Origin of the sequence: Streptomyces sp. NPDC046925 (assembly GCF_040644915.1) — a bacterium.
GTDB lineage: Bacteria > Actinomycetota > Actinomycetes > Streptomycetales > Streptomycetaceae > Streptomyces.
On the sequence record NZ_JBEYWZ010000003.1, the window covers coordinates 633074 to 647450 of the forward strand.

Consider the following 14377-nt stretch of genomic DNA (forward strand, 5'->3'; position numbering starts at 1 on the left):
CGAGCGGGATGCGGATCGGGGAGCTTGCCGGGATTGTCGGGGTCACTACGCGGACCATCAGGCACTATCACCATCTCGGGCTGCTTCCCGAGCCCGAGCGGCGGGCCAACGGGTATCGGGCGTACGGGCTTCGGCACGCCGTCGTGCTCGCGCGGATCCGGCGGCTCACCGAGCTCGGGCTCGGGCTCGCCGAGGTGCGGGACGTGCTCGCGGACGACGCGGGGCGCGAGCTGGTCGAGGTGCTCGGCGAGCTTGACGCCGACCTCGCCCGGCAGGAGGACGCGATCCGTGAGCGGCGGGAGCGGCTGCGGGTGCTGCTCGACGGCGCGAAGCGCGGGGTGTTGTCCGCCGAGGGGCCTGTCTCCCCCGAACTGGGCGAATTCTTCGCCGAGGTGGCCCGCTCCACCGCCGAACGCGAGGGGCCCGAGTCCGTGATGGCCGCGAGGGACCGGGAGCTGCTGGCTGTCATCGACACGACCGCGCCGCCGGAGGACCGGGACAGGCTCCTTGCGGCGATGCGGCCCGCGCTGGCCACGCCGGGGGCGGTGGAGCGCGCGAACGAGGTGTACCGGTTGCTCGACGAACTCGCGGACACCGACCTCGCCGATCCGCGCACGCAGGCGGCCGTCGACGAGGCCGCCCGCGCGCTCGCCGACGCGCTGCCCGACTCCCTCCTGGACGACCTGGACGCGAAGGGCGTGCAGGCGGTGGCCGACGGGCTCGGCCGGGGCGGCGACGACCGGTTCCTCGAAGCCTTCTTCGCCGACTTCGCGCCCGCGCAGGCGGAGGCCGTACGCCGCGGGATGCGGCTGCTCATGGAAAGGGGTGCACGATGAGAGGCCGTGGACTGCACGGACTACACGGACTGCACGGACTGCTGCGGGGTATCGCCTGGGTGCTCATACCCGCCGAACTGGTCCTCCTCACCTTGCTGCTGGCGGGGGTCTCGCTCCCCTCTGACGTGCTCCTGGGCGTGGAGACCGTCGCCGTGACGCTTCTCCTCGTCGAGGTCACGGGACTCGCCGTCCTGTACCGGCGGGGCGGCAGCGCGGCGGTCAGGGAGGTCGTGCCGGAGCCGGTGCGCAGGATCGTCGGGCACGAGCTGCGGGTGCTCGGCAGTCTCGCTCTGTGGGTGACCCGAAGGCGGCACGGCGTACGGCAGGGGGACCTGGCGTTCGGGCACGCCCGCGATCAGGCCGCGATGATGTACGGCATCGTCTTCGTCTCCGTCGTGGAGACCGTGGGTCTTGCCGTGCTGCTGCGGAACTGGCCCACCGTCCACGCCGTGACGCTCTTCGTCGACGTCTACAGCGTGGTGCTGATGCTCGGCATCCACGCCGCGTCCGTGACCCGGCCGCACGTCCTTTCCGCCGACGCGCTGCGCGTACGCAAGGGCGCCCACCGGGATCTGCTGATACCGCTGGAGCGGATCGCATCGGTCAGCGGTGAGCGGCGCTTCACGCACGAGCCCGCCGACGGGGTGCTCGACCTGCCCGTCGCCGCGCAGACCTCCCTCACCCTGGAGCTGACGGAGCCCGTCACGGCGGTCGGACTGCTCGGCAAGAAGCAGCAGGTGACGACGGTACGGCTGCACTCCGACGAGCGGGAGAAGCTGCGGGCCGCGCTCAAGCAGGCCCTGGAGCTCAGGCAGGCCCCGGAGCTCAGGCAGGCCCCGGAGAACGAGCAGTCCCCGGAGAACGAGCAGTCCCGGGAGATCGAGCAGGCCCCGGAACTCCAGCAGACCCCGTAGCTCACGCGGGCGCGAACCGCACCTTCGCCGACCCTGGATCAGCCTGTGTGAGCCGCACCCGCAGCCGCTCCCCCAGCGGGAGGCCGCCCGTGCCGCCCTCGATGCGGGCCACGATCGCGGGGTCGGTCAACTGGACGGTGCCGACGTCGGGCGCACGCTCCTGGACGTCCACCACCACCGCGTCGAAGAGTTCGCCGACCCGGTCCTCGAGCAGCGCGGCCTCGACGAGGTCCACGCACTCGCGCTCCACGGTGTTGCCGCGCCGGGTCCCGTCCGCCATCTCCTTGGGCAGCTCGGGCAGCGCGGCGAGCACCCACTCCGGCGGCTCATCGCCGGCGGCAGCCGCCAGGCACAGCTCGGCGGCGTAACGGTCGACGAGGCGGCGCAGCGGGGCCGTGCAGTGGGCGTAGGGCGCGGCGACGGCGGCGTGCGTGGTGAGCTCGGGGACCTCGCCGCCGCTGAACGCGGTGTAACCGGCGCCGCGCAGCAGCGTCGTGCACTCCTGGAGGAACGCGGCGTGGTGCGGCAGGCGCGGGTCGAGGGAACGGACAAGACGGGCGTACGGGACGTGGTGCGGCCAATCGATGTGCAGGGCCTTCGCGGTGCGGCGGAGCCTGCCGACCGCGCCGTCGGGGGCGGTGGGCAGGGTGCGCAGGATGCCGTTGCCCGACTGGATCATCAGTTCGGCGGCGGCCATGCCGGTGAGCAGGGAGATCTGGGCGTTCCAGCCGTCGGCGGGGAGCGGGGCGCGGAAGTCGAGTTCGTACGACCCGTTCCTCTCGACGATCTCCTGCTCGGGCACGTTGAGGGAGATGCCGCCGCGCTCGACCTCCAACTGCTCGCGCAGCCGCCCGATGTCGGCGAGCAGCGCGAGTGCCTCTTCGGCGGTGCCGCCGTCGATGGCCTTCTGCACGCCGTCGTAGTCGAGCTTGGCGCGGCTGCGGACGAGGGCGCGGCGTACGTCGGCGGCGACGGTGCGGCCCTCCGCGTCGAGGTCGATGGTCCACAGGGCCGCCGGGCAGTCCTGCCCCGGCAGGAGGCTGGCCGCGCCCTCGCTCAGCGAGGTGGGGTGCAGCGGCACCTTCTCGTCGGGGAAGTAGAGGGTGGTGACCCGCCGGTGGGCTTCCGCGTCGAGCGGGGCGCCGGGCGTGACGTACGCGGCGACGTCGGCGATGGCGTACCGCACCCGGAAGCCGCCGTCTTCCCGCCGCGAGAGGTGCATGGCCTGGTCGAGGTCGACGGAGGTGGGCGGGTCGATGGTGAAGAGGGGGATGCCGGTGGCGTCGTACGCGGGAAGCCGTGGCGCGGCGAGGGCCCGCTCGGCATCGGCGAGAACGTCCGGCGGGAATTCCCCGGGAACGTCCAACTTCGCACGCAGTTCCCGCAGCACACCCCGCAACGGAGCTTCGGCTGCGCCGGTCACGCTGAGATGACGACGTGGCATGGGTCGAGCGTAGGCCGCGGGGGGCGGGGCGGCACGGTGGAGGGAGCGGGGCGGGACGCGCGCCGCGGAGGGGGCAGAGGTCTGCGTACGGCTCTCGCGCACCACTCAGTCGTGCGGGCGGGCATGCGGGCGGGCGGGAGACCCGCCGCCGGGCGGCGGAGGTGAGCACCCGCTGCCGGGTGTGCGGACGTGAGCACCCGCTGCCGGGTGTGCGGACGGCAAGGCGTCACGCGCCGCCGCGCAGGGGCGGCAGCGAGCACCGCCGCCGGGCTCGACGCGGTGCGGCACGCCCCGGCGCGGTGCGTCACGCGCCGCCGCAGGCGGATCCCGTTCCCCGGGGCGATTACCCTGGCGCGGGGCCGCATCCCCCACCCCGTTGCCCTCCGAAGGAGAACCATGCTCGTCCTGCTGCCGCCCTCCGAAGGCAAGGCGCCCTCCGGCCGCGGAGCCCCCCTGAAGCCGGAGTCGCTCTCCCTGCCGGCGCTCGCGGACGCGAGGAAGGCGGTTCTCGACGAGTTGGTCGACCTCTGCGTGGCGGACGAGGAGAAGGCCCGTGACGTGCTCGGCCTGAGCGAGGGCCTGCGCGGCGAGGTCGCCAAGAACGCCGAGCTCCGTACGGCGGGCGCGCGCCCCGCGGGCGAGATCTACACCGGTGTCCTCTACGACGCCCTGGGCCTCGCCACCCTGGACGCCGCCGCCAAGCGCCGCGCGGCCCGCTCGCTGCTCGTGTTCTCCGGGCTCTGGGGCGCCGTCGGCATCACCGACCGCATCCCCTCCTACCGCTGCTCGATGGGCGTCAAGCTGCCCGGCCTCGGCGCACTCGGCGCCTACTGGCGTACGCCGATGGCCTCGGCGATGCCGGAAGCGGCGGGCGACGGACTCGTACTGGACCTGCGGTCGTCGGCGTACGCGGCGGCGTGGAAGCCGAAGGGCGAGGTCGCCGACCGGACGGCGACGGTACGGGTGCTGCACGCGCAGATGGTCGACGGAGTCGAGAAGCGCTCCGTCGTCTCGCACTTCAACAAGGCGACGAAGGGACGGATCGTGCGCTCCCTGCTGGAGACCGGCGCGCAGCCGAAGGGCCCGGCCGAGCTGGTCGAGGCTCTGCGGGATCTCGGGCACGTGGTGGAGGCCGAGGTGCCCGCGAAGGCGGGTCGGGCGTGGGCGCTCGACGTGGTGGTGCGGGAGATCCACTGACGTTCCCGGATTACGGCCTTGATTGCAGCATGCGCAACGCCCTTTGCGCATGCTGCGTGGGGCGAGGCAGGATGCTCCCATGACTTCCCCCTCCGCCGCGGCCTCCGGCTCCGTGCTCGATCTCGCCCCCGTCGTTCCCGTAGTCGTCGTGGAGGACGTCGCCGACGCCGTGCCGTTGGCGCGCGCGCTTGTCGCGGGCGGGTTGCCCGCGATCGAGGTGACGCTGCGGACACCCGCCGCGCTGGACGCGATCCGGGCCATCTCGGCCGAGGTGCCGGACGCGGTGGTGGGCGCGGGTACGGTCATCTCGCCCCGGGGCGTCGAGGAGTCCGTGGACGCCGGGGCCCGGTTCCTGGTCAGCCCCGGTTGGACGGACACGCTGCTGGCCGCGATGAAGGCGTCCGGGGTGCCGTTCCTGCCGGGTGTCTCTACGACGTCCGAGGTCGTGGCGCTGCTTGAGCGGGGCGTGCGGGAGATGAAGTTCTTCCCGGCTGAGGCGGCGGGCGGTACCGCCTATCTCAAGTCGCTCGGGGGGCCGCTGCCGCAGGCCCGCTTCTGCCCTACGGGCGGTATCGGCCTCGCGTCCGCGCCGTCGTACCTTGCCCTGCCGAACGTGGGCTGTGTGGGGGGCAGTTGGATGCTGGCCGCTGACGCGGTCTCGGCGAAGGACTGGGGCCGGATCGAGACTCTGGCCCGCGAGGCCGCTGCGCTGGGCTGATGCTGGCCCCTGGCCCCTGGGCCTTGGGTGGGTGCGTTTCTGCGGGTGCGTTGCGGCTGATCGCGCAGTTCCCCGCGCCCCTTACGGGGCCGGAGGTGCGCTGGCCTCTGCGGGTGCGTTGTGGTTGAGCGCACCGTTCCCCGCGCCCCCTGCGGGGCCGAAGGTGCGCTGAATCCTGCGGGTGCTTCGTGGTGAGCGCGCCGTTCCCCGCGCCCCTTACGGGGCCCGAAGCTGCGCTGGCCTCTGCGGGTGCGTCGCGGCTGGTCGCGCCGTTCCTCGCGCCCCTGCGGGGCCCGGAGGTGCGTTGGCCTCTGCGGGTGGTTCGTGGTTCAGCGCGTCGTTCCTCGCGCCCCTTGCGGGGGCGAGGCTGCGGCGCCCGTAGGGGGGCGGGGAACTGCGCGGGCAGCCACGACGCAGCTGCAGGGGATCCGTTCGTTACCGCAGGTGTGACGTGTCGTTCAGGAGGCGGACCGATGCGTTGCCGTCGGAGTAGTACGCCACCGCCGAGACCGACGCCGCCGAGAGTTCCATGCGGAACAGGGACTCCGGGGGTGCGCCCAGTGCCAGGCGTACCAGGGTCTTGATCGGGGTGACGTGGGTGACCAGGAGGACCGTGCGGCCCGCGTACTCGGCGGCCAGACGGTCCCGCGCGGCGGACACCCTCACGGCCACCTCGGCGAAGGACTCACCGCCCGGCGGTGCCGCTTCCGGCGAGGCGAGCCACGCGTTCAGCTCATCGGGCTGACGCGCCCGCACCTCGCCGAACGTGAGGCCCTCCCAGGCCCCGAAGTCCGTCTCGCGCAGCCCGTCCTCGATGCGTACGTCGAGGCCGAGGCGGGCGGCGACGGCCTGCGCGGTCTCCTGGCAGCGCTTCAGCGGCGAGGAGACGATCGCCTGGATCGTGCCGCGCACGGCGAACGCCGCCGCCGCACGCTCGGCCTGTTCCCGACCGATCTCGGAGAGGGAGGGGTCGGTTCCGCCGCTGCCGGAGAAGCGCTTCTGCGGCGTCAGCGCGGTCTCGCCGTGCCGCAGCAGCACAAAGGTCGCCGGAGCGCCGAGGTCGGCCGGTGCCGCCCAGCCGACGGACGGCACCTGAGCGGCCGCCACGTTGCCCGCGGCGCGGGCGTCATCGGCACCCGAGGGCTCGGAGGCCTGCCCCACGGCCCCCGCGGCCCGCGCGGCCCTCGCGTCCTGCGCGTCCAGTTCCGCCGTCGACTCCGACGCCACCCACTGCTCGCCCCGCTTGCCCGCGTCCATCGCCTCGTTGGCGAGACGGTCCGCGTGCTTGTTCTTCTCGCGCGGGATCCACTCGTACGTGACCCGGTCCGGCGGGAAGACCCGCGCGGCCTCGGCGGCGAGGGGCTTCATGTCCGGGTGCTTGATCTTCCAGCGGCCCGACATCTGCTCGACGACGAGCTTGGAGTCCATGCGGACGTGGACCGAGGCGGCCGGGTCGAGTTCGTGCGCCGCCTTCAGGCCGGCCACGAGCCCCTTGTACTCGGCGACGTTGTTCGTCGCGACGCCGATGTACTCGGCGGCTTCCCGCAGGGTCTCCCCCGTGGCCGCGTCGATGACGACCGCGCCGTAGCCCGCGGGCCCCGGGTTGCCCCGCGACCCGCCGTCGGCCTCGACGATGAACTCCCGCACGGACGACACGGACGGCACGGACGGCACGGACGACACGGACAAGGCTCCCTGCCCCTAGATGCCGGACTCGGACGTGCGCACCAGGATGCGGCGGCAGTTCTCGCACCGCAGGACCGTGTCCGCGGACGCCGCCTTCACCTCGTTCACCTCGGTGATGTTCAGCTCGAGGCGGCAGCCCTCGCAGCGCCGCTGGTAGAGCTTGGCCGCGCCGACGCCGCCCTGCTGGTCGCGCAGCTTGTCGTAGAGCTTGAGCAGGTCGGCCGGGACCGAACCCGCCACGACCTCGCGCTCCTTGGTGACCGTGGCGGACTCGCCGTCGATCTCCTCGAAGGCCGCGTCACGCCGTGCCGTCGCGTCGTCGATCTTCGACTGGACGGAGGAGACACGTTCCGCCAGCTCGGAGACGCGCTCCTGGGCGGACTCGCGGCGCTCCATGACCTCGAGGACCACGTCCTCCAGGTCGCCCTGGCGCTTGGCGAGCGAGGCGATCTCGCGCTGGAGGTTCTCCAGGTCCTTGGGGGACGTCACGGCGCCCGAGTCCAGACGCTGCTGGTCGCGGTTGGCGCGCTGGCGCACCTGGTCGACGTCCTGCTCCGCCTTGGTCTGCTCGCGGGCGCAGTCGCTCTCTTCGGTCGTCGAGGCGACGTGCAGATCGCGCAGCTGCGCGAGGTCCTTGTTCAGGGACTCGATCTCGGCGTGCTCGGGCAGGGACTTCTTGCGGTGCGCCAGCTGCTGGAGGCGTACGTCGAGTGCCTGGACGTCGAGGAGTCGGATCTGGTCGGCGGGCGCGGCGTTAATGGGGGGCTCCTGTTGTGTCGGTAGTCGAGGCCGCGTGGGCGGTCCAGGGGTCGGTGACCGTCTTGGAGACGTGGACGCGAAGTCCCCATCCGTGACGGTCGGAGATCTGATCGAGCTGTGCCGCGGCCAGTTCGCACCACGGCCACTCGGTGGCCCAGTGCGCGGCGTCGAGCAGCGCGAGCGGGGTCTGCGCGCGGGCCTCGGACACCGGGTGGTGGCGCAGGTCCGCGGTGAGGAAGGCGTCCGCGCCGGACGCGCGTACGTCGTCGAAGAGGCTGTCGCCGGAGCCGCCGCTGACCGCGAGGGTGCGGACGAGCTGCTCGGGGTCGCCCGCGACCCGGATGCCCTGCGCGGTGGCGGGCAGCCGCTCGGCCGCGCGGGCGGCGAGTTCCCGGAGCGTCAGGGGGTGTTCGAGTTCGCAGATCCGGCCGAGACCGCGGCGGCCCCGCGGGTCTGCCGGGTCCGGTACGAGGGGACGGACGATCCGGAGGTCGAGCGCGCCCGCGAGGGCGTCGGAGACGCCCGGATCGGCGCGGTCGGCGTTCGTGTGGGCGACGTGCAGCGCGACGTCGTTCTTGATGAGGTCGTGGACGACGCGGCCCTTGAAGGTGCCGGCCGAGACCGTCGTCGTGCCGCGCAGATAGAGCGGGTGGTGCGTGACCAGGAGTTGGGCGCCCAGCTTCACCGCCTCGTCGACGATGTCCTGGACGGGGTCGACGGCGAAGAGGACACGGGAGACCTCCGCGTCGGGGTCTCCGCAGACGGTGCCGACCGCATCCCAGCTCTCGGCCAGTTCGGCGGGCCACAGGGCGTCGAGGGCGGCGATGACTTCAGACAGACGGGGCACAGAGGAAAGGCTACCTGCCCTCTGCGCCCCACTGGCCATGGCTTACGTACTGCTACCGGCCGCCCACCCGGCGCGTACCGCCTCGCACCCTACTTGACGAGGAAGCCCCTGAGATCGCCCAGGACCTCGTTCGCCGCCGTCACGCCGAGGCCCAGGTACCAGGTCTCGTCCGGGACGTCCTTCGCCTGCCCGGCCTTGACCGCGTCGAGCTTCTTCCACAGGGGGTTCTTCTCGGCCTCGGAGCGGCCCGTCTTCTTCGCGTCGCCGTAGACGCCGGTGAAGATCCAGTCGGCGTCGGCGTCGTCGATCTTCTCGGTGCTGATCTCCGTGGCGAGGTCGTTGACCTGCTGGTTCTTGGGGCGGGGCAGGCCGGTGTCGTCGAGGATGGTGCCGATGAAGGACGCCTTCGCGTAGAGGCGGACGCGGTCGGGCATGTAGCGGAGCATCGTGATGGTCGGCTTGTCGCCGCCGATGTCGCCGCCCAGGGACTTCGCCTTCTTCTCGTACGCGGCGAGCTCCGTCTTCGCCTTGGCGGTCTTGTCGAGCGCGGCGGCGTTCAGGAGGTAGTTCTCCTTCCACGTGAAGCCGGGGCGGATGGAGAAGACGGTCGGGGCGATCTGGGAGAGCTGCGGGTAGAGCTTGGCGGCGCGCAGTTCGCTGCCGAGGATGAGGTCCGGCTTGAGGTTCGCGATCGCTTCGAGGTTGAGGGCGTTGATCGTGCCGACGTTCTTGGGGTCCCCCGCGTCCTTCTTCAGGTAGCCGGGGATGCCGTCGTCTCCCTCGGTGGGGGCATAGCCGACGGGCTTGACGCCGAGCGAGACGACGTTGTCGAGTTCGCCGACGTCCAGCACGACGACCCGCTTGGGCTGGGCCTTCAGCTCGGTCTTGCCGCGCGCGTGCGCGATGGTGCGCGGGAACTCGCCCGGCTTGGCCGTGGTGCCCATCTTCGCGGTCTGCTCGGCGGCCTTGGAGAAGTCGTCGCCGCCCTGGGCCACGGCCTTGCTGCCGCTCCCGTCGTCGGAGGTGCCCGAGCTGTCGCCGGACCCGCAGGCCGCGAGGGAGAGAGCCCCGGCCACGGCGAGGGCCAGGGCCGTGGTGGCACGGTGGCGGCGGGATCTCGGGGATCGCGGGGATCGTACGGACCGCGGGGACGGGGACATCGGCGTGCTCCTGGGGTGCGCTGGTCGGTCTGCCGCCCGGCGGGTGCCGCCCGACCGCTCCCCAACCACTTAGGTTCGCCTTACTTTAAGCGCGCGCCTCCCGCGCAGCACAACCACCCCCACCCCCTCAGGCGAATCGGTACATCGCCACCCTTCTGTGTGAAGCGGGCGTCCACAGGTGCCACGGCAGTGCGTACGAAAACTAGCTTCGTGGCCCGGAGGTACCCCCCATGACAGCGCCCACGCTTGAGCCCGAGAATCTGACCGCGCCCATGACCGCGCCGACGTCCCGCCCGGCCCCCGCGACGCCCCTGGTGTTCACCGCGAACGGCGCGTACGCCGCCCGTCTCAGCCACACCGGCGGTTCCTGGTTCCCCGAGCGCTGGACCCTCGACTCCCCCGAGCCCTATGCGGTGCCGCTGCCCGGCAACCAGCCGGAGGAGCCCGGCACGGAGGTGCTCCCGATGGCCGACGGGAGGGTCCTGATCCACCGCGTCGCCGACCGCCGTCACCTGTTCGCTCTCCTGTACCCGACGGGCCCCGAGACCGGTGAGGTGCCGCTGGGTGCCGTGGAGTGCGGCGAGTCCCGCCTCACGCTGCTGCCGCCCTCGCCGGTCGGCAGCCAGGCCTACGCGCTCGCGGTGGGCACGCACTCGACGGCCCTCTGGCTGGTGGCGGGCGGCGCCTTCGGGCCCGAGCACGTCGCCGAGATCCCGGGGCACTGTTCGGGCGGGGTCTGGCTGGACGGCGAGGGCCGGATGCTGGCCCTGGACCGGGAGTCGGGCGGGCGGGTCAAGGCGGTGGCGGTGGATCTGGAGCGGGGCGGCGAGGTCTCTCCCCTCCTGCAGATCGCCGACGAGAGCGACGACCGGCTGCTGCTCGCGGACGCCGACAGCGGGCTGCTCCTGATCCGCTCGGACGCGCCGGGGCACGAGCGGCTCGGCTGGGGGGTCCTCGGCGGTACGCGTCCGGTGCGTTTCCCCGAGTGCCTGCGCCTGCCCGACGTCGCGGTGACGCCGTTCGCGATCCAGCCGGGGCAGACGCTGATGCCGGAGAGCTGCGCGGTGGCGTTGCGGATCGACGGGGCGGCGGGGAGCTGGCTCGGCATCTGGCGTCCCGCCGAGCGGCGGCTCCATCAACTGGCCGCGCCCGCAGGGTGGTTGGCCGGTGCGGGGTGGTGGACGCGGGAGGGAACCCTGCGTCTTCCGTATGCGACGGAAACGGTGCCCTGCGGGGTCGAGGAGGTGGAACTCCCGGTGGAACTTCCCGCTCCGGCGGAGGTGCCCGCGCCGGTCGCCGCGCGGCCCGTTCCGTTGCAGCAGGCGCCTCTCACCGGGCGCGGGGCGGTTGGTTAGACTCGCCCGGCCACACCGAACGATCTTCTTTACAGAGTTAACGGAATTACCGGTTATACGGGGTGAGTATTTTGACGGAGACCGAGATCCGCACGAATTCCGAGCGGAATCCCGAGCCGCGGGAGGCGGCGGACACCTCCGGTGCGGGCAAGCACCGGGGGCCGGTGGCCGAGCATGACGAGGCAGGGACGCCGCAGGGCCGGCACCGTCGGCAGGGCGACGAGAACTGACTGGCGCGGGGGCCTTGTAGGCGCCCTCATCACCGGCTTCGCCGAGTTCGTCCTCAAACGCCGGACGGGCTGGAATATCCAGCCCGTCCGGCGTCTGCGTATCGGCTAATCCCGCTTCAGGCCCAGCACCTCAGACGCCGCGAAGGTCTCGTTCGGGGGGCGGTCCGCGTAATAAGGGGACAGGGCCCCGTCCAGTTCCTCGTACGTGAAGACGCCCTTGGACGTGTCGAACTTCGCCGCCACCTTGGGGCGTTCGACCACGGCCACCATCCCGCCGTGGACCACCAGCAACTGGCCGTTGACCCCGGCCGCCGCGGGCGAGGCCAAGTAGCCCACCAGCGGGGCCACATGCTCGGGAGCGAGCGCGTCCAGCTCGCCGTCCCCCGGCTCCTGGAAGCCCGCGAAGACGTCCTCCGTCATCCGCGTCCGGGCCCGCGGGCAGATGACGTTCGCCGTCACCCCGTACTTGCCGAGTGCCAGCGCGCTCGACGTGGTCAGGCCGACGATGCCGCCCTTGGCCGCCGCGTAGTTCGGCTGACCGGCCGAGCCCGCGAGGAACGCCTCCGACGAGGTGTTGACGATCCGGCCGTACACCGGCCCGCCCGCCGCCTTGGAGCGTTCGCGCCAGTGCGCGGACGCGAAGTGCGTCGTGTTGAAGTGGCCCTTGAGGTGGACGTGGATGACCGAGTCCCACTCGCTCTCGCTCATCGAGAAGATCATCCGGTCCCGCAGGATGCCCGCGTTGTTGACCAGGATGTCGAGCTTGCCGTACGTGTCGACCGCCAACCGGACCAGCTCGCGTGCCTGTTCGTGGTCCGCGACATCGCCCAGGTGCGCGATTGCCTGTCCGCCCGCCGCCCGGATCTCGGCCGCGACCTCCTCGGCGGGCGCCGCCGACGCCTCGCCCGAGCCGTCCCGGCCGGGCTGTCCGAAGTCGTTGACGACGACGCTCGCCCCGAGCCGGGCGAGTTCCAGGGCCTCCGCACGCCCCAGGCCCCGGCCCGCTCCTGTCACGATCGCGGCCAAACCGTCCAGCGGCCGCGGCAATGGCTGTGCCATCAGGGATCGAAGTCCTCTCAGATCTCGATGCACGTACGCAGCGCGACGCCCGTACGCATCTGGTCAAGCGCTTCGTTGATCTCGGAGAGCGGCACCCGGTGGGTGATCATGCTCTCCAGGTCGATCCGGCCCGCGCGCCACAGGGCGATGGCCCGCTCGTAGGACTGCAGGACGTCACCGCCGCCGTACATGGACGGCAGGATCTTCTTCTCGTCGAAGAACAGCTCGAACATGTTCAGCTGGAGGTGGTCGTCCATGGCGCCCGCGCCGACGACGCACAGCGTGCCGCCGCGTCGCGTCGTCTCGTACGCGGTGCGGGCGGTGGCGGACTTGCCGACGACCTCGAAGACGTAGTCGAAGCCCTCGCCCCCGGTGATCCGCTGCTTGGCGTCTTCGAGCGCGTCCGGTGCGACCGCCTCCGTCGCGCCGAACCGCAGCGCGGCCTCGCGGCGCGACTGGACGGGGTCGACGGCGACGATCTGCGCGGCGCCCTTGAGCCGCGCGCCCTGGATCGCGGAGATGCCGACGCCGCCGCAGCCGATGACGGCGGCCGACGAACCGGCCTTCACGTCGGCGGTGTTGATGGCGGCGCCGAGCCCCGTCGTCACCCCGCAGCCGATGAGCGCCGCGATGTCGAAGGGCACGTCGTCCGGGATCGGCACGGCGCAGCCCGCGTCGACCACGACCTCCTCGGTGAACGTCCCCGTGCCCGCGAAGCCGAAGACATCACCGCCGGGGCGCTTGAAGTTGGGCGTGCCCGCGTTCATGAACCCGGCCAGGCACAGCTGGCTCTGGCCGCGCTTGCACGCCGGACACGTGCCGCAGGCGGGCAGCCAGCACACCAGGACCCGGTCACCCCGGCTGAGCCCGCTCACGCCGTCGCCGACGTCGACGATCTCGCCCGCGCCCTCGTGGCCGGGGATGAACGGCGCGGGCTGCGGCAGGACGCCGTTCATCGCGGAGACGTCGGAGTGGCACAGGCCCGTCGCCCGCACCCGGATCTTCACCTTGCCGGGGCCGAAGCCCACCGGCTCGACGTCGTCGAGGACCTCTAGTTTGTCCTGGCCTATCTCATGCAGTACGGCTGCGCGCATGGTGCGGCTCCTCTCGTACGAAGATTCAGGCGTGTCCCTGGCTTCCGGTGCGTCCGTGGTTTCCGGCGTGTCCGTGGCGTCAGGTGTGCTCGACGATCGTGTCGGCGAGGACCGGGGCGTCGTCCCGCTCGACCGCCGTGACCGCCACCTGGATCCGGCCCTCGGTGCGCCACATCCGGATGCGCAGGGTCTCGCCGGGGAAGACGATCCCGGTGAAACGGGTGCTGTAGCCGCGCACGCGCGACACGTCGCCGCCGAGCAGCGTGTCGACGACGGCCTTGAGCGTCATGCCGTAGGTGCACAGACCGTGCAGGATCGGCCGGTCGAAGCCCGCGAGCTTGGCGAACTCGGGGTCGGCGTGCAGCGGGTTCCAGTCGCCGGAGAGGCGGTAGAGCAGCGCCTGGTCCTCGCGGACGGCCCGCTCGACGGTCTTGTCGGGCTCGCCTTCGGGTGCCGGGAGGCGGGTGGAGGGGCCGCGTTCGCCGCCGAATCCGCCTTCGCCGCGTACGAAGATCTGGGCGTCGCTGGTCCACAACGGCCCGTCTTCGTCGGCGACTTCGGTGCGCAGCACGAGGATCGCGGCTTTGCCCTTGTCGTAGACGGCGGCCACCTTGGAGGTGGTGACGGCCTTGCCCTTGACCGGGATCGGGCGGTGCAGCGTGATGCTCTGGCCGCCGTGCAGGACCGCGGCCAGGTTCACCTCGATGCCGGGCGCCGAGAGTCCGCCGACGACGCCCATGCCGGCGCCCGCGACGGTCGCGAAGCTGGGCAGGACGTGCAGCTTCGACTCCAGGGTGTAGCGCAGCTCGTCGAGGTCGGTGGCGGGGGTGCCCGCGCCCAGGCCCAGGTGGTAGAGCTGGATGTCCTTGTGATCCCAGCCGATCTCGGCCGACCGGGGCTCCGCGGCCAGTGCTTTCGCGGCGTCGATGGGCATGTGGTTGGCAGCTCCTTGGCCGGTCCGACAACTGTCTGAAGACCTCGGTGCGGCCGTCCGCACCGTCGGTCGCACCGAGGTCGCAACAGGGCCGGAGGAGCCCGTTCTAGAACGCGTTCCAGTCCGGCGATCCCATGTATAGCC

Annotated in this window: 14 protein-coding genes; 6 read left to right on the forward strand and 8 right to left on the reverse strand. The window is 72.2% G+C overall.

Going from position 1 to position 14377, the window contains the following annotated elements; genetic code table 11:
* Nucleotides 1–8 precede the first annotated feature (8 nt).
* Together ABZ906_RS16105 and ABZ906_RS16110 are read left to right on the forward strand one after the other, a co-directional pair.
* Nucleotides 9–836, forward strand: a complete 828-nt coding sequence (locus tag ABZ906_RS16105; RefSeq protein WP_361383220.1) for a MerR family transcriptional regulator — start codon at nt 9–11, stop codon at nt 834–836.
* The gene (locus tag ABZ906_RS16110) at nt 833–1750 is read left to right on the forward strand and encodes a hypothetical protein (protein WP_361382409.1); all 918 of its coding nucleotides are present in this window, start codon (nt 833–835) and stop codon (nt 1748–1750) included. The genes ABZ906_RS16105 and ABZ906_RS16110 overlap by 4 nt, the downstream gene beginning before the upstream one ends.
* A 1-nt stretch (nt 1751) precedes the next feature.
* On the opposite strand, the gene ABZ906_RS16115 is transcribed toward ABZ906_RS16110, so the two are convergent.
* A complete protein-coding gene (locus ABZ906_RS16115; RefSeq protein ID WP_361382412.1) occupies nt 1752–3194 on the reverse strand; it encodes an RNB domain-containing ribonuclease in 1443 nt (480 codons plus the stop codon).
* 396 nt (nt 3195–3590) lie between these two features.
* Here ABZ906_RS16115 and yaaA point away from each other — a divergent pair, with 396 nt between their 5' ends.
* Together yaaA and eda are read left to right on the forward strand one after the other, a co-directional pair.
* Complete coding sequence (gene yaaA, locus ABZ906_RS16120) at nt 3591–4391, forward strand: peroxide stress protein YaaA (protein ID WP_361382416.1); 801 nt, start codon at nt 3591–3593, stop codon at nt 4389–4391.
* A gap of 79 nt (nt 4392–4470) precedes the next feature.
* Complete coding sequence (gene eda / locus ABZ906_RS16125; RefSeq protein ID WP_361382419.1) at nt 4471–5109, forward strand: bifunctional 4-hydroxy-2-oxoglutarate aldolase/2-dehydro-3-deoxy-phosphogluconate aldolase; 639 nt, start codon at nt 4471–4473, stop codon at nt 5107–5109.
* 435 nt (nt 5110–5544) lie between these two features.
* Here eda and ABZ906_RS16130 read toward each other — a convergent pair whose 3' ends face one another.
* The 4 genes from ABZ906_RS16130 to ABZ906_RS16145 form a co-directional block, all read right to left on the reverse strand.
* A complete protein-coding gene (locus ABZ906_RS16130; RefSeq protein WP_361383223.1) occupies nt 5545–6756 on the reverse strand; it encodes a bifunctional RNase H/acid phosphatase in 1212 nt (403 codons plus the stop codon).
* Nucleotides 6757–6810: 54 nt separating this feature from the next.
* Nucleotides 6811–7554, reverse strand: coding sequence for a C4-type zinc ribbon domain-containing protein (locus tag ABZ906_RS16135; RefSeq protein WP_361383226.1), 744 nt, complete (start codon nt 7552–7554; stop codon nt 6811–6813).
* Nucleotides 7550–8401 (reverse strand): Nif3-like dinuclear metal center hexameric protein, encoded by an 852-nt coding sequence (locus tag ABZ906_RS16140; protein WP_361198669.1) that lies wholly within the window; start codon nt 8399–8401, stop codon nt 7550–7552. Before ABZ906_RS16140 ends, ABZ906_RS16135 begins: the two co-directional genes overlap by 5 nt.
* Nucleotides 8402–8490: 89 nt before the next feature.
* Nucleotides 8491–9561 (reverse strand): iron-siderophore ABC transporter substrate-binding protein, encoded by a 1071-nt coding sequence (locus ABZ906_RS16145; protein WP_361382421.1) that lies wholly within the window; start codon nt 9559–9561, stop codon nt 8491–8493.
* Nucleotides 9562–9833: 272 nt separating this feature from the next.
* Between ABZ906_RS16145 and ABZ906_RS16150 the strand changes: the two genes are divergently transcribed.
* Both ABZ906_RS16150 and ABZ906_RS16155 read left to right on the forward strand, forming a co-directional pair.
* Complete coding sequence (locus tag ABZ906_RS16150; RefSeq protein WP_361383229.1) at nt 9834–10916, forward strand: hypothetical protein; 1083 nt, start codon at nt 9834–9836, stop codon at nt 10914–10916.
* A 62-nt stretch (nt 10917–10978) separates the two neighbouring features.
* Nucleotides 10979–11146 (forward strand): hypothetical protein, encoded by a 168-nt coding sequence (locus ABZ906_RS16155; RefSeq protein ID WP_361382424.1) that lies wholly within the window; start codon nt 10979–10981, stop codon nt 11144–11146.
* A gap of 105 nt (nt 11147–11251) precedes the next feature.
* On the opposite strand, the gene ABZ906_RS16160 is transcribed toward ABZ906_RS16155, so the two are convergent.
* The 3 genes from ABZ906_RS16160 to ABZ906_RS16170 all read right to left on the reverse strand — a co-directional run bounded on the left by ABZ906_RS16160 (nt 11252) and on the right by ABZ906_RS16170 (nt 14233).
* Nucleotides 11252–12205: a 3-oxoacyl-ACP reductase gene (locus ABZ906_RS16160; RefSeq protein ID WP_361382427.1), complete on the reverse strand. Its 954-nt coding sequence runs from the start codon at nt 12203–12205 to the stop codon at nt 11252–11254.
* Nucleotides 12206–12222: 17 nt separating this feature from the next.
* Nucleotides 12223–13299 carry a Zn-dependent alcohol dehydrogenase gene (locus tag ABZ906_RS16165; protein ID WP_361382430.1) on the reverse strand — a complete coding sequence of 359 codons (1077 nt, stop codon included), beginning with the start codon at nt 13297–13299 and terminating at the stop codon, nt 12223–12225.
* 79 nt (nt 13300–13378) lie between these two features.
* Nucleotides 13379–14233 (reverse strand): MaoC/PaaZ C-terminal domain-containing protein, encoded by an 855-nt coding sequence (locus ABZ906_RS16170; protein ID WP_361382433.1) that lies wholly within the window; start codon nt 14231–14233, stop codon nt 13379–13381.
* Nucleotides 14234–14377: the final 144 nt, after the last annotated feature.